The organism is Methylobacterium oryzae (assembly GCF_021398735.1).
Taxonomy (GTDB): Bacteria; Pseudomonadota; Alphaproteobacteria; order Rhizobiales; family Beijerinckiaceae; genus Methylobacterium.
In genome coordinates this window covers 2250914-2270823 of record NZ_CP090349.1, presented here as the reverse complement: position 1 = coordinate 2270823, position 19910 = coordinate 2250914, and the positions used below count along the sequence as shown (strand labels likewise).

General features: G+C 72.4%; 19 protein-coding genes and 2 tRNA genes. 10 read left to right on the top strand and 11 right to left on the bottom strand.

From position 1 onward, the window contains the following. Positions 1-310: 310 nt before the first annotated feature. The 3 genes from LXM90_RS10925 to LXM90_RS10915 form a co-directional block, all read right to left on the bottom strand. A complete protein-coding gene (locus tag LXM90_RS10925) occupies positions 311-643 on the bottom strand; it encodes a hypothetical protein (RefSeq protein WP_020092164.1) in 333 nt (110 codons plus the stop codon). 345 nt (positions 644-988) lie between these two features. Then, positions 989-1567, bottom strand: a complete 579-nt coding sequence (locus LXM90_RS10920) for an NADPH-dependent FMN reductase (protein WP_020092163.1) — start codon at positions 1565-1567, stop codon at positions 989-991. Positions 1568-1639: 72 nt separating this feature from the next. Further along, positions 1640-2317 (bottom strand): hypothetical protein, encoded by a 678-nt coding sequence (locus tag LXM90_RS10915; protein WP_020092162.1) that lies wholly within the window; start codon positions 2315-2317, stop codon positions 1640-1642. Positions 2318-2793: 476 nt separating this feature from the next. Here LXM90_RS10915 and LXM90_RS10910 point away from each other — a divergent pair, with 476 nt between their 5' ends. From LXM90_RS10910 to LXM90_RS10900, 3 genes are all read left to right on the top strand, one after another. Next, positions 2794-2976, top strand: coding sequence for a hypothetical protein (locus LXM90_RS10910; RefSeq protein WP_012319429.1), 183 nt, complete (start codon positions 2794-2796; stop codon positions 2974-2976). A 69-nt stretch (positions 2977-3045) separates the two neighbouring features. Beyond that, positions 3046-3363, top strand: coding sequence for a hypothetical protein (locus tag LXM90_RS10905; protein WP_026604776.1), 318 nt, complete (start codon positions 3046-3048; stop codon positions 3361-3363). Between the two features lie 125 nt (positions 3364-3488). Continuing rightward, positions 3489-4160, top strand: coding sequence for a BA14K family protein (locus LXM90_RS10900; RefSeq protein WP_020092160.1), 672 nt, complete (start codon positions 3489-3491; stop codon positions 4158-4160). A 116-nt stretch (positions 4161-4276) separates the two neighbouring features. Here LXM90_RS10900 and LXM90_RS10895 read toward each other — a convergent pair whose 3' ends face one another. From LXM90_RS10895 to LXM90_RS10885, 3 genes are all read right to left on the bottom strand, one after another. Continuing rightward, positions 4277-4519, bottom strand: a complete 243-nt coding sequence (locus LXM90_RS10895) for a hypothetical protein (RefSeq protein ID WP_020092159.1) — start codon at positions 4517-4519, stop codon at positions 4277-4279. 126 nt (positions 4520-4645) lie between these two features. Beyond that, positions 4646-4870: a hypothetical protein gene (locus tag LXM90_RS10890; protein ID WP_234082735.1), complete on the bottom strand. Its 225-nt coding sequence runs from the start codon at positions 4868-4870 to the stop codon at positions 4646-4648. Positions 4871-5214: 344 nt separating this feature from the next. Beyond that, positions 5215-5290 (bottom strand) — tRNA-Asn (locus LXM90_RS10885). 268 nt (positions 5291-5558) lie between these two features. Between LXM90_RS10885 and LXM90_RS10880 the strand changes: the two genes are divergently transcribed. Together LXM90_RS10880 and LXM90_RS10875 are read left to right on the top strand one after the other, a co-directional pair. Continuing rightward, on the top strand, positions 5559-5795 hold the full coding sequence (locus LXM90_RS10880) for a hypothetical protein (RefSeq protein WP_020092157.1): 237 nt from the start codon (positions 5559-5561) through the stop codon (positions 5793-5795). 318 nt (positions 5796-6113) lie between these two features. Beyond that, on the top strand, positions 6114-7793 hold the full coding sequence (locus LXM90_RS10875; protein ID WP_020092156.1) for a methyl-accepting chemotaxis protein: 1680 nt from the start codon (positions 6114-6116) through the stop codon (positions 7791-7793). Between the two features lie 48 nt (positions 7794-7841). Here LXM90_RS10875 and LXM90_RS10870 read toward each other — a convergent pair. The 3 genes from LXM90_RS10870 to rocF all read right to left on the bottom strand — a co-directional run bounded on the left by LXM90_RS10870 (position 7842) and on the right by rocF (position 9861). After that, positions 7842-7915 (bottom strand) — tRNA-Cys (locus LXM90_RS10870). 117 nt (positions 7916-8032) lie between these two features. Continuing rightward, complete coding sequence (locus tag LXM90_RS10865) at positions 8033-8893, bottom strand: urease accessory protein UreD (RefSeq protein WP_042671671.1); 861 nt, start codon at positions 8891-8893, stop codon at positions 8033-8035. Continuing rightward, positions 8893-9861 (bottom strand): arginase, encoded by a 969-nt coding sequence (gene rocF, locus LXM90_RS10860; protein WP_020092154.1) that lies wholly within the window; start codon positions 9859-9861, stop codon positions 8893-8895. Before rocF ends, LXM90_RS10865 begins: the two co-directional genes overlap by 1 nt. Before the next feature lie 415 nt (positions 9862-10276). Here rocF and LXM90_RS10855 point away from each other — a divergent pair, with 415 nt between their 5' ends. Continuing rightward, positions 10277-12433: a methyl-accepting chemotaxis protein gene (locus tag LXM90_RS10855; protein ID WP_234082732.1), complete on the top strand. Its 2157-nt coding sequence runs from the start codon at positions 10277-10279 to the stop codon at positions 12431-12433. Positions 12434-12457: 24 nt separating this feature from the next. On the opposite strand, the gene LXM90_RS10850 is transcribed toward LXM90_RS10855, so the two are convergent. Beyond that, positions 12458-13867, bottom strand: a complete 1410-nt coding sequence (locus LXM90_RS10850; RefSeq protein ID WP_020092152.1) for an ATP-binding protein — start codon at positions 13865-13867, stop codon at positions 12458-12460. Further along, positions 13864-14619: a response regulator gene (locus tag LXM90_RS10845; RefSeq protein WP_020092151.1), complete on the bottom strand. Its 756-nt coding sequence runs from the start codon at positions 14617-14619 to the stop codon at positions 13864-13866. The genes LXM90_RS10850 and LXM90_RS10845 overlap by 4 nt, the downstream gene beginning before the upstream one ends. Before the next feature lie 124 nt (positions 14620-14743). Here LXM90_RS10845 and LXM90_RS10840 point away from each other — a divergent pair, with 124 nt between their 5' ends. The 4 genes from LXM90_RS10840 (at position 14744) to LXM90_RS10825 (ending at position 19906) form a co-directional block, all read left to right on the top strand. Continuing rightward, positions 14744-15988: an acyl-CoA dehydrogenase family protein gene (locus tag LXM90_RS10840; protein ID WP_234082729.1), complete on the top strand. Its 1245-nt coding sequence runs from the start codon at positions 14744-14746 to the stop codon at positions 15986-15988. A 126-nt stretch (positions 15989-16114) separates the two neighbouring features. Then, positions 16115-17980, top strand: coding sequence for a glycoside hydrolase family 15 protein (locus LXM90_RS10835; RefSeq protein ID WP_234082727.1), 1866 nt, complete (start codon positions 16115-16117; stop codon positions 17978-17980). 130 nt (positions 17981-18110) lie between these two features. Continuing rightward, the gene (locus LXM90_RS10830) at positions 18111-19127 is read left to right on the top strand and encodes an FAD-binding protein (protein ID WP_081636455.1); all 1017 of its coding nucleotides are present in this window, start codon (positions 18111-18113) and stop codon (positions 19125-19127) included. Beyond that, complete coding sequence (locus LXM90_RS10825; RefSeq protein WP_042671677.1) at positions 19124-19906, top strand: electron transfer flavoprotein subunit beta; 783 nt, start codon at positions 19124-19126, stop codon at positions 19904-19906. The genes LXM90_RS10830 and LXM90_RS10825 overlap by 4 nt, the downstream gene beginning before the upstream one ends. Positions 19907-19910 lie beyond the last annotated feature (4 nt).

Sequence of the window (19910 nt, the reverse complement as noted above, 5' to 3'; positions counted from 1 at the left end):
CTGGCGGGCGCGTCGCGGACGCGCCCGCCCGATCCGGGCTTCCGCCAGCCCCGGCCGCGCCGGAGCGGAGCCTCGCGGACGTCTCCGGTGAGCCACGGCGAGTCGGGGACCGGATCTTCGAGCGGTGCGGCAGGAGACGCCGCCTGTATCGGTTGCGCGGCGGGACGTTCGGTCCCGGATTCCGGTCCCTGCGTTCCAGATCCCCGCTGTCCTCGACGATCCCGCGGCGGTGCGTCCCAGCCCGAGGCGCGGCCGCACCGACATCGCGCCCGCGCCGGGCGCTCCGGGCTCAGCCCGAGACCGCGCGCAGCTAGGCGGCGACGGCCGCCGTCGGTGCGACGAGGGTGAGATGGGCCGGCCGCAGCGCCTCGAGGCGGTCATGGGCGTTGTCGAACGCGGCCCGGATCGTCGTGCCCGCGTCCTCGACGGCGACCAGCACCGCCAGCTTCTGGGCGGTGGCCCGATCGGCGAGACCGCGCGCGGCCGAGACGAGCGACTGCTCCAGGCTCAGGAATTCCGTCTCGGCATCTTTCCCGGCCTCGCGCGCCACCGACGCGAGGCGGTCCAGTACGGCTTCCAGGGCGTGGCGCAGGACAAGCGTCCGCACGCGCTCCTGCAGGAGCGCCCTCTCGTCGATCTTCATCGGAATCGGTCCGGGTTCGGGAACACGGCCAAGCTCTCATACTTCGGGGCTGTGTGCAGCCACCTTTTTGCAACAGCGCAATACTGTCTCGCGACATGAGCGCTCCGCGGGTTCAACGTCTCGCGGGCCCGATCCGGCACAGTTGTTCTACAATCGTGTGCCGAGTATTTGGGCATTTCCAGAATCGAATGCGCCGTCTCGACAGATTCAGCGCACAGAAACGCCCGCGTGGAGGCCCGGTTCGCCGTCCGAATACCTCCGCTCCGGCAGGGGCGATGCTGGGGGCCGCACCGCTCGAGCCACCGTCCGACCCGGGCCCGCGGCGTCCGGAGGGCGCTCCGCGGGTCAGTACGGCGTGCCGCCCCGGCGCCGGTCCCGCAGGGCCTCGGCGTGCCACTCCAGCTCATCGAGGAAGCGGCCGGCCGCCGCCGCGAGCCAGGGCTCGGCGGGGACGCCCTGCGCGTCGATGACCTTGTGGAGTCGCGGGATCGGCAGAAGGGAGGGGATGCTGGACATGCCCATCTCGGCGAGCATGGCCCGCAGCGGCATCGCGGCCCGGACGCCGCCGAACTGGCCGGCCGAGTAGCAGCAGATGGCCGAGGGCCGCCAGAAATACTCCTCGAGGAAGTGATCGAGCGTGTTCGACAGTGCCGGCGGCACACCGTGGTTGTACTCCGCCGTGACGACCAGGAAGGCGTCGGCGCGGCGGAAGAGGTCGGCGCAGCGCTGCAGGGGCTCCGGCGCCGTCCCGGCCGGGTATTCCTTGTACATCCGGTCGAGGAGCGGGAGCGCCAGCTCGGCCGGATCGACCAGGGGGGCGGCGTGGCCGCGGGACTCCAGCTGCGCGATCAGGAAGCGCGCGGCGCGGATGCCGATGCGGTCGCTCCGAACGCTGCCGAGGATCACGGGGACGGTCAGGGCCATGGCGCTCTCCGGTTGCCCCGATCATGCCAGAGGCGGCCGCGCCGCTCCAGCCGCGGGCCGGGCCCGGGATCGTCAGGCCTTGGTGGTGCTGGTCAGCGCGGCCGCGATGCCGAGCGGTCCGCCGGCCGCGTAGGCGGTCACCGCCTTGGTCACCTGCTGCAGGAAGGATTGCAGGTCGCTGCCGCTGCCGGTCGCCGTCGCGGGATCGGCGGTCGCGGTGGCGGACGTGCTGGTGGACGTGCTGGTGGACGTGCTGGTGGACGTGCTCGCGGACGAGGCCGCGGATGAGGCCGCGGACGCGTCGGTCGCGGTGCCGGCCTGGGCCGCACCCTCGCTCTGCTCGGCATCCGACGCCGGCCGGTGGCCGTGATGGCCGCGATGGTGATGGACGGCGGACGCACCGCCCGCGGCCTGACCGGGCGCCGTACCGGTGGCGGTGCCGGTCGTCGACGTGTCGTCGGCGATGGCCGCGGCTTCCGCGGGCGCCGTGACGCCGTTCTGCAGCCCCATCTGGCTGAAGTCCGACTGCAGCTGGAGGAGCGACGCCATCAGGTCGTTCGACAGGGTCGGCGTCGAGGCCGTCCCGGTCGACGGGGCGGTGTCGTCCGCGGCCGCCTGCTTGCCGGTCTCCTGGTTCGCCGTCGCGGCGGTGCCGACATCGAGGCGGGCAACGTTCGCCGCCCGCGCCTGCCTGAGGGCGCTGACGAGATCCCGCTGGAGTGAACTGCCCGAAACCGTGTTGACCGACATGGTACGCCTCCGCGACCGCCCTCACGGTGGTCAGGCACGGGTCGTTCCAGAATTTTCCCAATGATCTCAGCGGCGGGTCCGGGCTCTCGGCCGGCAGGATCGGCCGAGCGGCAGAATCTGCCGGCCGCGCCGACCGACGGATACCGCATCGGCACGGATTCGGTCGGGTCGCGCGCGCCGGTCGTCGCGACGGCGCAGCTTCTCGGGCGGTGCCGCGGTCGCCGCCACGGAGATCCGAGCCCGTTCGCATCGTCTCGCGCGGAATCTCGAACAGCCGCGACGTGCCGCCGTCGTCGCGCGATTGTCCGAAGTAGAACAGTCGATCGATCGCTCTATCGCAGTCGCGATGAGCGGAGGTGCCTGTGTCGTTCTATTCGCGCGCCACGGCTCAGCTCTCGAGCGTGGCCGGAACAACTGCGCCCGGAACGATGAGTACCCTGTCGGGTTGGCTCCTTACTGGTCACCACGAGGTGCACATGACGACCAAGCCACCGCCCGTTCCGCCGGCCAACCGGTCCGACAAGGGCCCCGGCAGCGCCACCGAAGCGCCGCTCACGCAAGGGCGCGCCGGATCCCAGACCAAGGATCCGGACAAGGTGGGCCAGGCCGGAAACTCCAAGGTGAACACCACCAACCAGGGCTACCAGCAGGATCGCTGACCGCCCGATCCGCGCGGGCACCGCGAGCCGCCGTGCCCGAGACGTGTTGATCCGCATCGGAGAGAGATCATGGCGAATGCCAGTCGGCACAAAGTCGGTCCCGGCGCTCAGGGCAAGGGAACCGGATCCGGGGCCATGTCGGACTTGCCCGAAGGCGTGCTGCCGGAGAACATGGTGCTCAGCAACCGCGACAAGTCGCGGCACAGCGACGAGCGCGGGCTGGACAGCAAGAACGTCCAGACCGAGCAGTACCAGGACCACGCCGGCAACCGGCAGGTGGTTGCCGAGACGGACGCCGACACCGACGGCAACACGAGCGGCCTCGCGAACCCGAAGACGGACGAGTCCGGGGCGCAGAGCAGCCTCAAGGCCCAGCAACACTCGTAGGTCTCCGGCTCACGAGCAGGGCGGCGCGCCGCTCTCCGATCTGTGGCGGGACAAAAGGAAGCGGGATTGGCCGTCTCGGGCGCGACGTTGATCAGAGTAGACGCAACACAGCCTGAGTGGCGACCATGAACACGACAGTCACAGCGATCGCGTCGGCAATCCTTGCCGGCGCTCTTCTCGGGGCGCCGACCGGAGCCCAGGCGCAGGCGGGCAGCTTCGCCAACCACGGCTTCGGCAACCACAATTTCGGAGCCGCGGCCGTCGGCGGCGGCGGCTTCAGCAGTCCCGGTGTCGGGGCTGGCGCCGCGGGCGGCGGCTTCGCCAACCGGGGCTTCGGCAATCACGCCTTCGGGCCGGCTGCCGGTGCCGGAGGGGGTAGCTTCGCCAATAACGGCTTCGGCAACCACAATTTCGGCCGACCGGCTGTCGGCGGCGGATTCGCCAATCCCGGGTTCGGGCACGGGCTCGGCGCCCACCGGGGCTACGGTCATCATCGCCATTACGGCTACAACCGCGGCTACTACGGCCGCCCCTATGGATACGGATACGGACGGGGCGGATACGGGCTCGGCCTCGGCGTCGCCGTGGGCGGTCTGTACGGCGGCTACGGTTATCCGGGATACGGCTACGACACCGGGTACTACGGCGGTTACGCGCCCGTCACGTACGGCTACGCCGACACCGAAACCTACCGCGTCGCGGACGACGACCGCTACTGCGCGCGCCGGTTCCGATCCTACGACCCGCAGAGCGGAACCTATCTCGGCCGGGATGGACGTCGCCACCGCTGCCGGTGAGCCGCGACCGTCCTGACGACGGCCGCATCCGGCTCGGACCATCCCCGCCGCGGCGTCGGCGGGGATGAAGGTGCCATCGTCACGACCGGCCAGGACGGCGCGGCGGATCGCCGGCGCTAGGCGTCCGCCTCGCTCGCGTCATCCCCGCCGGTCGCACCCCGTGCGGGCCCAGGCCGATACGCGTCGAGCGTCGCGTAGGCATCGGTGTCGGTGAGCCCGAGCCGTTCCATGTCGGTCAGGAAGGACAGGATGTCGGCGTCGACCGGCTCGCCGCTCTCCTTGCGCTCGATCAGGGTATTGACCAGCTCGAGGGCGCTGATCGACGGGGCGCTGGGTTCGTTCGCATCGGGGAAAGCCATGGCCGGTCTCTCGCAGGAGGGCTCCGGGAACTAGGTCACCGCGAGGCCATCGGCCACACGCGACAGTCGTCGCGATCGATCACAGTCGATGTCGCCGCGCGCTCCGACAGCGCCATGCCGCATCCGTCACATCGTCGGATGCGACGTCGGCGCGCTCTCGCGATACAGGGCCTCGTGCTGCCACGTGGGATGGTGCGCGTCCGGTCCGACGTGCTGGCCGACATACAGGGACGCGAGCAGGCCGAGCAGGAGGAACAGACCGATGGTCACCGCGTCCGGATGCCGGCGCGCGCTGTGGATGCCGAAGCACCCCAGCGTGAAGACGGCCGCCAGGGCCAGGGAACCGAGCATGCCGCCCGACATCGGGATCACCGCCGTGCCTGTCGTCGTGGCTCAGCGCGCCGCGCCACAACGGGGCGGGCGGCACGGGCGCACGACGTAGACGTTCGAGGGCGCGCGAAACATCCCGCCATCCGTCGGCGCCACCGCGCGCCGGATCCCGCGGGGGGTGTGGAGGATCGATCTGCGACGGCACCGGTCGGCAGAGGCGCCGGCACGCCCGCATCGCGCCAGTCGAACACGGCACGTCGCACGTATTGACGGATGCCGGAACGGCAACGCTGTTCCCGAACCTCAGAACCCGGGACGGGTGAGAGATCCGAAAACTCAGTTCGATCAAGATGTTGGTAAGTGGATGGCTCCCCGAGCAGGACTCGAACCTGCGACAAGGCGATTAACAGTCGCCTGCTCTACCAACTGAGCTATCGGGGATCACGAGGGGGTCTCTACACACCGGGATGGCGGGACGCAAGGGCCTCGATGCACGATCCGCGTCCAAACCGACGCGCTGCACCCCCCGACACAGCGCGTGGCGACTCCCGCGGAGGTCGGGAGGCCCGGAATGTGACTGATCGGCAACATCGTCGCCGAGGCCCGTCGCCGGCTCTGCCGGTCCGCGGCCGGTGGAAGTCATCCGTCTGTCGTCTCCCGCTCCTACGGGGACCGCCTGCCGGCGCGCCGGTGTGACGACCCTGCCGCTATGCCGACCCATCGCTGCCTCGACCCACAGGACCCCTACGCCGAACGCGAGGTGCGCGTCGCCTTCGAGTGGAGCGCCGACCATCTCCGCCTGATCGCGGCCCTGGACGAGCACGAGGCCGATATCCTCCCCGACCTCGTGGAGGCCCAGCGCGACGATCTCCGTCGCGAGATCGTGGCCGCCCTACCGCTTCCGGAGCCGTGCATCCCAGGTCGGACCGAGATCCGCCTGCCGTGATCGCCGACCCGTGTCCCGCGCGGTCGGGCGCGCGGCGATCCAGCTTCGTCCGGGCGAAACAGTCCTCCTGCCTGCCGGCGCATCTGCCGACAGCGCTCGCGAGACTGAACTGACAATCCGGCACCGGCCGAGATCCACGAATTCTTCCTCCGATGAGCCCCTGGATGCTGAGGTTGAGCCGGGCTGCGCGATGGCAAAAATCTCGGAGCTTCGGAGTATAAGATAAATGTTTTTGCCGGCTATATTTACCTGTTCAAAAAGATTTGCTTCGATATAGCTGCGGTCACACGAATCTCCGGCCAGAAGCGGCTCGTCGCCATGCGCATCTCACTCGGCCTGAAGCTCTCCGCGGTTATCGGGCTGCTGGCCCTGGTGGCGATCGGCATCGCTGCCTTCGCGGTTCGACAATCGAACTGGGAGCAGGAGCGGGCGGCCGCCACCGACCGGATCTGGAACGCCGGCCTTCAGGCGGGCGCCCTGGGGCAGGCGATCGAGCACGCGGTCGTGCAGGCCACGGCCCTCTACACCGCGGAAGACACGACGGAGGCGCGCACACGGTTGTCGGCGCTCCACGACGCCCTCGCCACCGTGGAGCAGGTGCGGGTGCCCTTCCTCGAGGCCATGGAGGATCAACTCCCCGCCGACCGTCGGCGGCGGTTCGACCTCTTCGTCAAGGAATTCGTCGCCTACCAGACCGATACGGCCGAACTCGGCCTCACGGTCTCGCCCAGGGCCGCGCTGATCCAGGCGACCGACGAGGCGACCGTGAAGAACCGCGAGCGCATGGTGGCCGAGATCGGCATTCTCGGACGGGAGGTGCTGAACCGCCTGAACGCCCGTCGCGCCGCGGACGCGGCCGACCGCCGTCGGGCGCGGATCACCCTGGTGGCCGTGCCGGCCGCGGCGCTGGCGTTCGGCCTCCTCGCGGCGATCTGGATCATCGTGAGCCAAGTGCGGCGGCCGCTGCATCGGCTCAAAGAGGGGATGACGGCGCTCGCCGCCAACAATCTCGGCCGCGCGATCCCGTTCACGCACCGCCGCGACGAGATCGGCGAGATGGCCGCCGCCATCGCGGCGTTCCAGACGGCGATGATCGAGAAGCGCGACCTCGACGCCGAGGCGCAGGCGCGGCGCGACCGCGACCGCAGCCGGGCGGAGGCCCTGGCCGCGGCCACGCGCACCTTCGAGGCCGAGACGCACCGCGCCGTCACCGATCTCGCCGACTCGGCCGAGGCGATGCAGGCGGCGGCCGACACGCTCTCGGGCAACGCGGGCGCGATGGCGGCCGAGTCGGCCGTCGTCGCCGGAGCGTCGCAGCAGAGCGCGGGCCTCGTCGACAGCATCGCCAGCGCGGCCGAGGAGCTCTCGGCCTCGGCGCGGGAGATCGAGGCGCGGGTCCGTCACACCAGCGCGATCGCCACCTCGGCCCTCTCCGACACGCAGGGGCTCAAGGAGACGGTGATGAGCCTCTCGCAGGCGGCCGAGGAGATCGGCGCCGTGGTCACTCTGATCCGCGAGGTGGCCGAGCAGACGAACCTCCTCGCGCTCAACGCCACGATCGAGGCGGCCCGCGCGGGCGCCGCGGGGCGGGGATTCGCGGTGGTCGCCGCGGAGGTGAAGGCGCTGGCCGGCCAGACGGCGCTCGCCACCGACCGCATCACCGGGCAGGTCGGGGCGATCCAGGGGGCCGCCGGGCGCACGGTCGGCGCCATCGGCACGATCGGCGAGACCATCGCCCGGATGAGCCTGATCGCCTCCGAGGTCGCGGACGCCACCGACCAGCAGGGGCAGGCCAGCCAGGAGATCGCGCGGGCGATCTTCGGCGCGGCCGCGGAGGCCCGACAGGTCTCCGAGAGCGTAGCGGGCGTTCAGGCCGCGGCCGCGTCCAACGAGGCGCAGGCCGGGCAGGTGCGCGGCAGCGCCGCCCGGGTCAATGCCGGGACCCACAGCCTGCAGCGGGCGATCGAGACCTTCATGGTGGAGGTCCACGGCGCCTGACGGGCGCGCACCGGCCCGTCACGGCCGGCACAATCTGTCTGGGAAGGATGGAGGCCTCGCCCGGAATCGAACCGGGGTGCAAGGATTTGCAGTCCTCTGCGTAACCACTCCGCCACGAGGCCTTCCCGAACGGCGCTGCCGTCCCGTCCGGAGCTTGGCGGACAGCTCCGGGTGCGCGTCTCTAGCAGAGGTCGGCGGTCGCAGGCAACGGCCCCGAGGCCCGGATCGCGCGGACCGCGTCAGCTCTGCCAGACCCGCGGCATCGGCAGGCCGCGGTAGCCCGCGAGGAAGCGGGCGACGAGCCCGCGCAGGGGCCCGACCGCGTCGCCCAGCGCGCGGACCGCCAGATGGCCGTTCCAGGCGCTCGCCGCCGCCGTCGTCCCGGGCGACGCGGCCTCGGCCAGCCGGGTCCGCGCCTCCTCGAGGCGCGCCTCCGCCCCGGCGGAGAGGTCGAGGATCGTCGCGCAGGCGCGGGCGCCGCCGCCGATGGCCGGGCGAGCGAGGTGGTCGCTGATCGGCCCCTCCAGCAGGAGGTCGTCGGCGTAGGCGAGGCGCCCGCCCCGGCGGATCCGCCAGGAATCCGCGAACAGCCCGTCGCCGATCCGCTCGCCCCGGGCGGCGCGGCCGAACGCCACGACCTCCACGGCGAGCAGCGCGGCCCCCTCGGCGAGATCGGCCACGAAGCGCCGCCGCACCCGGGCCCGATCGAACAGGATCGTCTCCTGCGGCAACCAGGCGAGGCCGGCCCCCTCCCCCAGATTCAGCGTGTTGACGATGCGGCTCACGGGGCCGTCAGAGCGATAGATCTTCTCGGCCGCCGTCGTGGTCAGAACCAGCTCGGCCCCCGGTTCGAGCGTGAGGTCGATGGCGAAGGTGTCGCCGCAGGCGACGCCGCCCGCCGTGTTGACGAGGACCGCCTCCGGCGCGCCGGTGCCCCGGGGGAAGCGCAGCCGCGACGGCCCGGCTTCTGCCAGATCCAGGATGCGCGTCCCGCCGCCCGGACGGGCCAGTCCGACACGCAGCTGGACGCGCCCGTCCGAGCGCTGGCGCGCGGGCGCGGTCATCTCGGGCGCGGATGAGGGCGCGAGAGTGCCGTGCATCAGGCGCGCCCGGCCGGCTCTGCCGGAACGGCCTCGATCGGCAGGGTCGGCCGGTCGAGGATGCGCCGGCCGAACAGGCTGGCCACCAGCTCGACCAGCACCCGGGCGCTGCGGCCGCGCTCGTCGAGGAAGGGGTTGAGCTCCACCACGTCGAGGGAGCGGACCAGACCGGAATCGTGGAGCATCTCCATGATCAGATGGGCCTCCCGGAAGGTGGCGCCGCCCGGAACGGTGGTGCCCACGGCCGGGGCGATCGACGGATCGAGGAAGTCGATGTCGAGGCTGACATGGAGATGCGCGCCCCGCGCGGCGACGCGGTCGAGCACCTGCCGCAGGGGCGCCACGACGCCGAACTCGTCGATCGTGCGCATGTCGGTGACGCCGACCCGGCGCGCCGTCACGAGGGCGCGCTCGCCGGCATCGATCGACCGGAGGCCGAACAGGTGGACGTCGGCGGGCGGCAGGGGCGCCGGCGCCGGCTCGGCGAAGAGCGGCGGGAAGCCCGGCTCGCCGCACAGGGCGGCGAGCGGCATGCCGTGGACGTTGCCGGAGGGCGAGGTCGCCGGCGTGTTGAAGTCGGCGTGGGCGTCGAGCCAGAGGACGAAGACGGGCTGGCCGCGCCGCGCGCAGTGCCGCATCACCCCGTCGACGGAGCCCAGGGACAGGCTGTGATCGCCGCCGGCGGTCAGCGGCAGCGCCCCCGCGTCGAGGGCGTCCTCCACGGCGCGGGACAGGGCCCGCGTCCAGGCGGCGACACCGTCCAGCCCGCGCGTCCCGGCGGGTCCGTCCGGGGCGACGTCGCCGCGATCCGCGATCGCGTGGCCGAGTTCGGCGAGCGCCCGCACCAGCCCGGCCGTGCGCAGGGCCGCCGGGCCCATGAGGGCGCCGGCCTCGCTGGTCCCGACCTCGATCGGGGCCCCGATCAGCGCGATGCTGCGCGCCCGGTCCGGCTGGTCTTCGCCGCTCATCCCACCTCCATCGCCGTCACGAAGCGACCGTTCTCCGCGGCCGCTCTACCACCCGGACTCATAACCGGCCGATGACGCCGACCGCGAGACGGGATCGGTCAGCAAGATCCGTGACGGTGTGTCCGGGGCGGCCGCGGGAGGACGGGCTGCCCGAAACGGGCTGGCCGAAACTTCGCCGGATGCCGCGCATCCCTCAACGCCGCGCGGGCGTCCGTGACGACCCGCGCGGCGAAATCTTGCCGGAACGGGCTCTCGACCATTCACAACTTGGAATCATGGTGCCTAGACTGTTCTTTAAGTTGTATGTTCCGCGTGTGCTCAAGTTTTGAGCGGTGTATCGGTGTTTACGAGATTTTTATAAGGATTGGGCGATTGGTTCACGTCAAACCAATCTTCCAAAGAGTACAGGGGCATCATGATCTCGCTATCGCGGCTGAGCACGCGCCTTCCCGCGACGACCGTCGGCCTGGCGCTCCTGAGCGCCACCGCCATGGGCGGATTCAGCTGGTACTCGGCGCGGGCGGGTCTGATGACCGCCGCCCACGAGCGCCTCGAACTCGCCGCGGCGGCGCGCCGGGACGCGATCGAGCTGGTGGCGGATCGGGCGCAGGCCGACTTCCTGGCGGTGGCGGCCCACCCGCAGATCGTCTCGAACTTCCCCGACCTGCTCGAGAACCTCGACCCGGCGAAGCCCGACACCGAGAGCGTCATCGCGGCGTTCCGCGCGCCGCAGACCGCCGAGGCGCGGGTCGCCCTCGACGGCAGCGGCATGTCGTCGATGTATGCCCGCCGGCACGTCAAGGTTCAGGAGGTGGCGCGCAAGCTCGTCGCCCAGCCGGGCTACGCCGACCTGATGTTCATCGATGACAACGGCCGGATCGACTACACCACGACGAAGGGCGCCGATTTCGGCAAAGCGGTCACGGAGGACGGCTTGGCGGGGACGGCGCTCACGCGCCTCGTCGAACGCCTGAAATCCGCCGACCCGGGCGCGGTCCTGTACGAGGATTTCGCCGCCTACCCGGTGGACGGGGTCCCGGCCGCCTTCCTCGGCCGCGCCATGACCAAGCGTGCCAACGTCGCCATGGGCACCGCGCAGGCCGCCGAGCGGATCGGCTTCATCGTCATGCGGGTCACGCCGGCCCTGTTCGACCAGACGCTGTCGAAGCGGACCGGTCTCGGCGACACGGGCCAGATCCTGGCGGTCGGCGCGGACGGCCTGCTGCGCAGCAACCCGCCGTTGAACCCCGGCGTGCGTGCCGGCGCGGGCCTCGCCGGGATCGGCCTCGCCGCCGACCGGGTCAAGGCCGGCGGTCCCGTCGACTTCGCGGCGGAGAACGGCACCCACATGGCGGCCGCCTCGCCGGTGACCGTCCTGGGCGCGCCCTGGACGGTGGTGGCGGAGCAGACCCAGGCCGAGGCGATCGACGCGGTCCAGGCCCTGTCGCGCACGCTGATCCTGACCGGCCTGTTCGTGCTCGCCGGAACGGCGCTGCTCGGCCTGCTGCTCGCCCGGTCGATCGTGGCGCCGCTCGGTGCCCTCACCCGCGCCCTCAAGGCCCTCGCCGATCGCCAGGCGCTGACCGACGTGCCGGGCAGCGCGCGGCGGGACGAGATCGGCGACATCGCCCGCGCCGTGGTCACGATCCGCGACATGTCGCTGGAGGAGGCCGCCCAGCAGCTCCAGACCACCGAGGCCGCGCGCCTGCGCGAGGAGCAGAGCCGGCGCGCCATGCTCAAGCAGCTGGCCGACGGCTTCGAGCACTCGGTCGGCGGCATCGTCGAGGGCCTGACCGGCGCCGTCACGGAGCTTCAGGGCGCCTCGGACACGATGCGCGCCGCGGTCTCCAGCACCTCCGAGCGCTCGACCAGCGTCGCCGGGGCTGCGCAGCAGACCTCCGACAACGTCAACACCGTGGCGGCCGCGGCCGAGGAACTCGGCGCGACCGTCCAGGAGATCGGCCGGCAGGTCGAGCAGGCCGCCGGCATGTCCGCCACCGCCGTCGGCGAGGCCCGCCGGGCCGAGCAGACCATGACCGACCTCGCCGCCGCCGCGACGCGCATCGGCGACGTGGTCGGCATGGTCTCGACCATCGCCGGGCAGACGAACCTGCTGGCGCTCAACGCCACGATCGAGGCCGCCCGCGCCGGCGAGGCGGGCCGCGGCTTCGCGGTGGTCGCCGCCGAGGTCAAGGAACTCGCCGCGCAGACCACCCGCGCCACCGAGGAGATCAGCCGTCAGGTCGCCTCGATCCAGACGGTCACGGGCGACGCGGCCGGGGCGATCCAGGGCATCACCGCCCAGATCGAGGCGATGAACCAGGTGTCGACCAGCATCGCCGCCGCGGTGGACCAGCAGGGCGTCACCACGCAGGACATCGTGCGCAGCATGGGGCAGGCGTCGGCCGGCACCGGCACGATGACCCTGGAGATCGCCGAGGTCGCGCGGGTCGCTGGCGATGCCGGCGAGGCCGCGGACTCGGTCGCGCAGGCGTCCGACTCGCTGGCGACGCGCTCGGAGCAGCTCCGCGCCGAGGTGGCGCAGTTCCTCCGCAACGTGCGGGCGGCGTAGAAGCGGACGGGACTCGAGGCGGCCTCAGGCCGCCTCGGCCGGGAGCGGCGCGGGCTTCTGCGCCGCGCGCCCCGCGAAGGCCTGGGCGGCCAGGGGCAGCTCGATCGCCGCGCAGAGCCCGCCCTCGGGGCGGTTCTCCAGCCGCAGGCGCCCGTTATGGGCCTCGACGATGGCCTGCACGATCGAGAGGCCGAGGCCGAAGCCGCTGGCCTCGTTGAGATTGCGCGCCCGGTCGCCGCGCACGAAGGGCTGGAGCATCGCCTCGCGCTCCGCCTCCGGGATCCCCGGGCCGTTGTCCAGGATGCAGACCCGGACGCCGCGCTCGGAGGCCTCCATCTGCACGTCGGCCCGGCCGCCGTACTTCACGGCGTTGTCCACGAGGTTCGTCACCGCCCGCTGGAGTTCCTCGGGCCGGCCCTGGACCAGGACGTGCCGGCTGCGGCTGACGCTGACCGGGGCGCCGAAATCCGAGAAGTCGTCGCAGACCGTCTGCACCACCGAGGCGAGATCCACGAGGCTGTGGCTGTTCGCGTCGCGGATCTGGCCGTCGCGCACGAAGGAGAGCGCCGCCTCGACGAGGCCGTTCATCTGGTCGAGGTCGCGCAGGGTCGAGGCCCGGGCGTTCTCGTCCTCGATGAACTCGGCGCGCAGGCGCAGCCGGGTGATCGGCGTGCGCAGGTCGTGGCTGATCGCCGCCAGCATCTGCGTCCGGTCGTCGATCAGGCGACGGACGCGCGACCGCATCCGGTCCAGCGCCCGGGACACGGCGAGCACCTCGCGCGGCCCCGCCTCCGGCAGCGCCACGTGGTCGTCGCGGGCGCCGAAGGCTTCCGCCGCGCCGGCGAGCCGCTTCAGCGGCGCCGTGAGGGCGCGCGTGGCCCAGACGCAGAGCAGCGCCAGCGTCAGCGCCAGGAACACCACGGTGAAGATCAGCGCCCCCTGGCGGGGTCCCCGCAGAGGATCGTTCGGCAGCGTCGCCTGGACCCGCACACCCGCCGGCGTGACGATGCCGATATGGAGGCGGCCGTCCGACTTGTCGCGCGCCGGGTCGGCCGCGGCGAGATCGGTGATCGTCACCGGCCGGCCGGCGCCGTAGCGCAGCTTGCGGATCACCGGCAGGTCGGGGGCCGGCTTCGCCCCCGGCGGCACCGTCCCGTCCCAGGGCTCGACTTGGATCAGCGGCAGGCTGCGGCCGCTCGCCAGCAGCGCCGGTCGCGCCGCCGGGTCGGCGGCGTCCATGAGTCTCACCAGAACGCCGAGGCGGCTCGCGGCCACGCCCGGCAGCGTGTCGGGATTCTGCGACTCGTGCAGCATCAGGAACGCCGCGGTGGCGACCACGTGCGCCACGGCGATGCCGGCGACCACGAGGAGCGCGATCTGGCCCGCGATGGTCTTCGGACGCAGCCGCGCGCGGAGCCGCTCCAGCCCGCTCATGACCGCGTGACCTCCGGCGTGAACAGGTAGCCCCCGGAGCGGATCGTGCGGATGAATTCCGGGTTGCGGGTGTCGCGCTCGATCTTCTGGCGGATCCGGGAGATCAGCACGTCGATGCTCCGCTCGAACGGGCCCGCGGCCCGGCCCTGGGTGAGGTCGAGGAGCTGGTCCCGCGACAGCACCCGCCCCGGCCGGAGGCACAGGGCGTGGAGGAGGTCGAACTCCGCGCCGGTGATCGAGATCCGCGCACCCTCTGGCGACAGGACCTGCCGCAGGGAGACGTCGAGGGTCCAGCCTGAGAAGTGCAGCCGCCGCCGCTCGTCGGCGTCCGGCGCCTCGGCGGCGACCCGGCGCAGGATGGCGCGGATGCGGGCGAGCAGCTCCCGCGGGTTGAACGGCTTGGCGAGGTAGTCGTCGGCGCCGAGTTCGAGGCCGAGGATCCGGTCCACGTCCTCGGATTTCGCGGTCAGGATCAGGATCGGGATCTGCGAGGTGCCGCGCAGGCGCCTGCACAGGCTCAACCCGTCCTCGCCGGGAAGCATCAGGTCGAGCACGATGAGGTCGATCCGCGCTTCCGCCAGGACCCGGTCCATGTCGGCGCCGTCGCCAGCCAGCGTGACGCGGCAATCGTTGCCGCGCAGGTAGCGCGCGATCAGCGCCGAGATCTCCCGATCGTCCTCGACGACGAGGATGTGGGGTGTTGCGGGTGCGCTCATCGCGAAGGAGTCGGTCTGCGGTTCGGCCTGCATCATCAAGCTATTATGACCCCGTCCGCCGATTAATCGAAGATGGGGCACGGAACCATTTTGTAAGCGCGTGTTTCCCGCACGGACCTGAACTGAGTTGCCACACGGCGTCACATCACAGGGGGGAACGATGACCGGAACCGAGGATCGGAAGGACCTGATCGCGCCGAAGCCGCCGGAACTCGCCTCGCCCTGGCGCACCGAGGCGCGGGCGGCGTTGCAGGACGAGGCCCGGGCCTTCGCCCGCGACACCGTCCTGCCGCTCGCCGACGAGCTCGACCGTCACAAGGCCGAGATGCCGCGGTCGCTCATCGACGCCATGGCCGAGAAGGGCTGGTTCGGGATCACGATCCCGGCGGAGCACGGCGGCCTCGGGCTCGGCGTGTTCGAGTACTGCCTCGTCTCGGAGGAGTTGGCCCGGGCCTGGCTCTCGGTGGGCAGCATCCTGGCCCGCGGTCAGGGCCTCGGCACCCAGACCCTCGACGCGGAGCGCCGGGCGGAGCTGATCCGGCGCTCGGCCCGGGGGCAGTGGATCGGCTCGATCTCGCTGTCGGAACCCGATGCCGGGTCCGACCTCGCCGGCGTGCAGACCCGCGCGGTGCGCGACGGCGACCGGTGGCGGATCACCGGGACCAAGCGCTGGGCGGGATTCGCCAAGGGCGCCGACTTCATCGAGGTTCTGGCCCGGACCCGCGACCCGGAGCCGGGCGAGTCGCGCTCGGCCGGCCTCGAGCCGTTCCTCGTGCTCAAGGAGCGCGACAGCTTCCCGCCCGGCGTGACCGGCCGGGTGATCGACAAGATCGGCTATCACGGCTTCCAGACCTTCGAGCTGAGCCTGGAGGACGTGTGCGTGCCCGAGAGCGACCGGCTCACCGGGCTCTACGGCGACCAGGGGGCGGACGCGGATTCCGGAGGGTTCGCCGCCGTCCAGCGCGGCCTCAACATCGCCCGGGTGCACACGGCGGCCCGGGCCGTCGGCGTCGCACGCGCGGCGGTCGAGGATTGCCAGAGCTACCTGCAGGAGCGCGTCCAGTTCGGACACCCGATCGGCGACTTCCAGGCGCTGCGCTTCGCGCTGGCCGACATGGCCGCCGAGGTCGCGCAGGCGCGGGCCTTCTGGCATCAGGTCGCCCACCTCCTCGACCAGGGCGAGGCCGCCGAGAGCGAGTCGGCGATGGTGAAGCTCTTGGCCACCGAGATGGCGGTTCGGGTCACCAACCAAGCGATGCAGCTCCACGGCGGCAACGGCTACACCACCGAGCGCCGGGTCGAGCGCTACTGGCGCGACGCGCGGCTGACGACGATCTTCGAGGGCACGAGCGAGATCCAGCGGCGGATCATCAGCGACCGCATGCTGCCGCGGCCCGGGGCCTGACCGACCGGGAGCGATCGCGCGCGGCCGTGCGGCGAATCGTCGATCGGGACTCCCCGCCCGGCGCCGCCCGGCTACCTCAGGACTCTGTCCTGCCCGGCGGACCGGGTGCCGCCATCCGGAAGCCCCGTGTCGAAGCCCATCAGCGATTACGCCCTCATCGGTGACACCCATTCCTGCGCGCTGATCGCCCGGGACGGCTCCATCGACTGGCTGTGCTGGCCGCGCCACGATTCGCCGGCGCTGTTCGTGAAGCTCCTCGACGACGAGAAGGGCGGATCGTGCAGCCTCGCCCTCGACGGCCCGACCGGGAGCGCGCGCCGCTACCTGCCCGACACCAACATCCTGGAGACGACCTTCACCACGGAGACCGGCCGGGCGCGCCTCGTCGACCTGATGCCCGTCAACCCGCCGAGCCCGGAGCCCGACGAGGGGCCGGACGGCGAGAGCGAGAGCCGCCTGATCCGGCTGCTGACCTGCGAGCAGGGCCGGGTCTCGGGCGTGTTCCGGATCCGCCCGACCTTCGACTACGCCCGCCGCCCCTGCACCCCGCTGGTCGAGGGCGGGTCGGTCCTGTTCGAGGCCGGTGACTGGCGCGTGCGGGTCAACGCGCACGCGTGCCCGACCCTCGCGGGCGACGCGGCCGAGGTCCGCTTCGACCTCGCGGAGGGCGAGACCGCCTACCTCGTCCTGACCCACGGCGAGGATCAGGACGAGGCCTGCATCGAGGATTTCGCCGGCGCCCAAAGGCGGCTGGAGTCGACCGCCGATTACTGGCGCCGCTGGTGCGCCCGGAGCACCTATCGCGGCGCCTACCGGGACGCGGTGATGCGGTCCGCCCTGTGCCTGAAGCTGCTGACCTACTCACCCTCGGGCGGGATCGTCGCGGCGGCCACGGCCGGCCTGCCCGAGGCGGTCCCGGGCAACCGCAACTACGATTACCGCTTCACCTGGATGCGGGACGCCGCCTTCACGGTCACCGCCTTCGTGATGCTGGGCTACGTCCGCGAGGCGTCCGAGTTCCTGCGCTTCCTGCGCGAGCGCGACGGCACCTTCGGGCGGGAGACGCGGCTCATGTACGGCATCGCCGGCGACATGCCGCCGGAGGAGGCCTTGAGCCACCTCGCCGGCTGGAACGGCGTGGGGCCGGTGATGATCGGCAACATCGCCGAGTGCCAGGACCAGCACGACATCTACGGCGAGCTGATCCGGGCGCTGTGCGTCTTCCTCGAGGCGGTCGATTACGACCCGCCCGAGAAGGTCAACGATCGGCTGCCGGAGGTGCTGGACAACCTCACCGCCCGGGCCATCCGCCACCGCCACGACGCGGATAACGGCATCTGGGAGCTGCGCAGCGGGCCGCGCCAGCAGGTCCACACCAAGGCGATGATCTGGGTCGCGCTGCGGGACGCGGCCCGGATCGCCCGCAACATCGCGGGCGTGCCCGAGGCGAGGATCGCCGAGTGGGAGCGGATCGCCGCCGAGATCCGGTCGGAATACCTGGAGAAGGGCTGGAACGCCGAGAAGCGGGCCTATGTCGGCGCCTACGATTCGCACCACCTCGACGCCGCGGTCCTGCGCGTCGCCCTGTTCGGGGCTCTCGACCCTCGGGAGCCGCGCATGCGCGAGACCCTGGCGGCGGTCGAGCGCGAACTGGGCGTCGGCGACCTGATCTACCGCTACCGCATGGAGGACGGGCTGGAGGGCGACGAGGGCACGTTCACGGCTTGCGCGTTCTGGCGGGTCGGCTGCCTCGCCCTCGACGGGCGGACCAGCGAGGCCAGGGCCGCATTCGAGCGCCTGATCGCCCGGTGCAACGATGTCGGGCTGCTCGCCGAGGAGATCGACCCGGCCACCGGGGCACAGCGCGGGAACACGCCGCAGGGCTTCTCCCACATGGCCCTGATCAACGCCGCGCTGCGGCTGGAGGACAGCATCGCGCGCTTCGGCGTGGACGACGGGGCGGAGACCGTCACGCGGTCGGCCGCCGAGTAGCGGCGCCCCGGCCCCCGGCGCGGGCCGGTCCACGCCACGTCGCCGTTGACCAAGCGAGTGTCGCTGGCGTGGCAGCGGGCGGCCGGTCCGGCGACGATAGTTTCGGGGCCTGAATGGCTCCGGAGGTCCCATGCTCGACGTGACGCCGACCCCTCTGCAGCGTCTCTGGTGCGAGCGCCGTCGCGGCTACAGCCTGCCGGCCGAGTTCTACCTGAGCCCCGAAGTCTTCAAGGCCGACATGGCGGTCATCTTCGGCCGCCACTGGATCTACGTCGGCGTCGAGCCCGACGTGCCGGAGGCCGGCGACGTCATGGTCGTCGACATCGGCAAGACCTCGGTGGCGATCGTCCGGGACGACGACGGCGCCGTGCGGGCCTTCCACGATAGCGCCTACGATCCCGCCGGCCGGGCCGCCCAGATCGCCGCGGCCCTGACGGCGCTCGATCCGCGGCACGTCCTGTTCCCAGAATCCATCGACGGCGGCGACCTGGCCCGAAGGGTCGCGGTCCGGCTCGGCGCGCCGCTGTTCACCCAGGCCGAGGTTGTCTCCGCCTCCGGGCTGATCCGCCCGGCGCGCGGCCGCAGCGTTGAGCAGAGGGCCGCGCCGGGTCTCCTCGCCACCGTCGCCTCCGACGCGGTGGCCGAGTATGCCGGCCCGCCCCGGGAAGCGCGGCCGCTGGCGGTCGCGATGGCGGGGCTCGCGCCCGCCCGGACGGCGGTCCTCTCGGTGCGGCACGTCCCGGCCGATCCGGCCACGGTGCCGCTCGCGCTCGCCGCGTTCGTCACCGCCGCGGGGAACGGGGTGACCGACCTCGACGCGTTCCGGCAGCTCGTCGCGGCGCTCCGCGCAACCCCGGGCGCGAGCCGGGTCCTGTGCGATTTCGGGCAGATGCCGCGCCGAACCCAGGTCGGCGCCTCCAGCACCATCCTGGCGGCGACCTGCTACCTCGCCCTCGGTATCTCGGGCGCGCCGCAGCACCTGCAGGGTGTCGCGGGCTGCGAGCACGTCGTGGCAGTCAACACCGACCTGCACGCGGCGATGATCGAGCGGGCGGGCCTCGCCATCGTGCAGGACGCGCAGCCGGTCATGCCCGCCCTGCTGCGGCTCCTGGCCGAGGAAGCCGCGTGCCCGGTGGGCAGCCCCTGACCAGCGTCGTGCTCCTCTCCGCGGGACGGCATCCGGTCTCGGGCGCGACGGCCCTGCCGCGGCTGGAGGCCCAGGCGATCCGTCTCGCGACGGGCCTCGGCGAGGCCGTGGGCCTCCATGCCGGGCCGGCCGCGGCCGCCGTCGCGGACGCGCTGGGCCACGGCCTGTCCCGGATCGTCCACGTCCGCGTGCCGGCGGGGGCAGATCCGGTGCCGGCCCTCTCCGCCCGCCTCGCGGGGATGGCGCCCGGCCTGATCCTCGCGGGCCGGCGCGGCCAGGGGGGCGACGAGACCGGGATGGTTCCCTACGCGGTCGCGGAGGCCCTCGACGGCCTCCTGATCCCCGACGTCGTCGCCCTCGCGGCCGGCGACGCGGGCGCATTGTCCCTCGACCAGACCCTCGGCCGCGGCGCGCGCCGCCGCGTGACCCTGCGCGGCCCGGTCCTGGCCACGATCCATCCCGACGCGCCCGCGCCGCTCCCCTTCGCCTACGGGCAGGCGCGGCGCGGCGTGATCGAGACCGTCGCGGGCGACCCGGCCGCGGCCGCCGCCCCCGTCCCGGTCTTCGAGGAACGCCCCTATCGCCGCCGGCCGAAACTCGTGAAAGGTGCGCCGTCCGGCGGCTCGGCGGCGGAGCGGCTGAGGGCTGCGACCGGCGAGGCGGCGTCCGTCGGCGGGCGCCTGCTCGTGCGGCCCGAGCCCGACGCGGCCGCGCGCGAGATCCTGGCTCACCTGCGCCGGATCGGCGTCCTCGCGCCGCCGGCCTCCGAACCGCGATGAGGAA

Bases quoted from the DNA above. Each gene is read 5' to 3' on its own strand.
- LXM90_RS10910 (WP_012319429.1), top strand. From the start codon at position 2,794: ATGACGACCAAGCCACCGCCCGTTCCGCCGGCCAACCGGTCCGACAAG.
- LXM90_RS10900 (WP_020092160.1), top strand. From the start codon at position 3,489: ATGAACACGACAGTCACAGCGATCGCGTCGGCAATCCTTGCCGGCGCT.
- LXM90_RS10830 (WP_081636455.1), top strand. From the start codon at position 18,111: ATGCTCGACGTGACGCCGACCCCTCTGCAGCGTCTCTGGTGCGAGCGC.
- LXM90_RS10925 (WP_020092164.1), bottom strand. From the start codon at position 643: ATGAAGATCGACGAGAGGGCGCTCCTGCAGGAGCGCGTGCGGACGCTT.
- LXM90_RS10895 (WP_020092159.1), bottom strand. From the start codon at position 4,519: ATGGCTTTCCCCGATGCGAACGAACCCAGCGCCCCGTCGATCAGCGCC.
- LXM90_RS10875 (WP_020092156.1), top strand. From the start codon at position 6,114: ATGCGCATCTCACTCGGCCTGAAGCTCTCCGCGGTTATCGGGCTGCTG.
- rocF (WP_020092154.1), bottom strand. From the start codon at position 9,861: ATGAGCGGCGAAGACCAGCCGGACCGGGCGCGCAGCATCGCGCTGATC.
- LXM90_RS10845 (WP_020092151.1), bottom strand. From the start codon at position 14,619: ATGATGCAGGCCGAACCGCAGACCGACTCCTTCGCGATGAGCGCACCC.
- LXM90_RS10905 (WP_026604776.1), top strand. From the start codon at position 3,046: ATGGCGAATGCCAGTCGGCACAAAGTCGGTCCCGGCGCTCAGGGCAAG.
- LXM90_RS10850 (WP_020092152.1), bottom strand. From the start codon at position 13,867: ATGAGCGGGCTGGAGCGGCTCCGCGCGCGGCTGCGTCCGAAGACCATC.
- LXM90_RS10915 (WP_020092162.1), bottom strand. From the start codon at position 2,317: ATGTCGGTCAACACGGTTTCGGGCAGTTCACTCCAGCGGGATCTCGTC.
- LXM90_RS10890 (WP_234082735.1), bottom strand. From the start codon at position 4,870: ATGCTCGGTTCCCTGGCCCTGGCGGCCGTCTTCACGCTGGGGTGCTTC.
- LXM90_RS10880 (WP_020092157.1), top strand. From the start codon at position 5,559: ATGCCGACCCATCGCTGCCTCGACCCACAGGACCCCTACGCCGAACGC.
- LXM90_RS10865 (WP_042671671.1), bottom strand. From the start codon at position 8,893: ATGCACGGCACTCTCGCGCCCTCATCCGCGCCCGAGATGACCGCGCCC.
- LXM90_RS10855 (WP_234082732.1), top strand. From the start codon at position 10,277: ATGATCTCGCTATCGCGGCTGAGCACGCGCCTTCCCGCGACGACCGTC.
- LXM90_RS10840 (WP_234082729.1), top strand. From the start codon at position 14,744: ATGACCGGAACCGAGGATCGGAAGGACCTGATCGCGCCGAAGCCGCCG.
- LXM90_RS10920 (WP_020092163.1), bottom strand. From the start codon at position 1,567: ATGGCCCTGACCGTCCCCGTGATCCTCGGCAGCGTTCGGAGCGACCGC.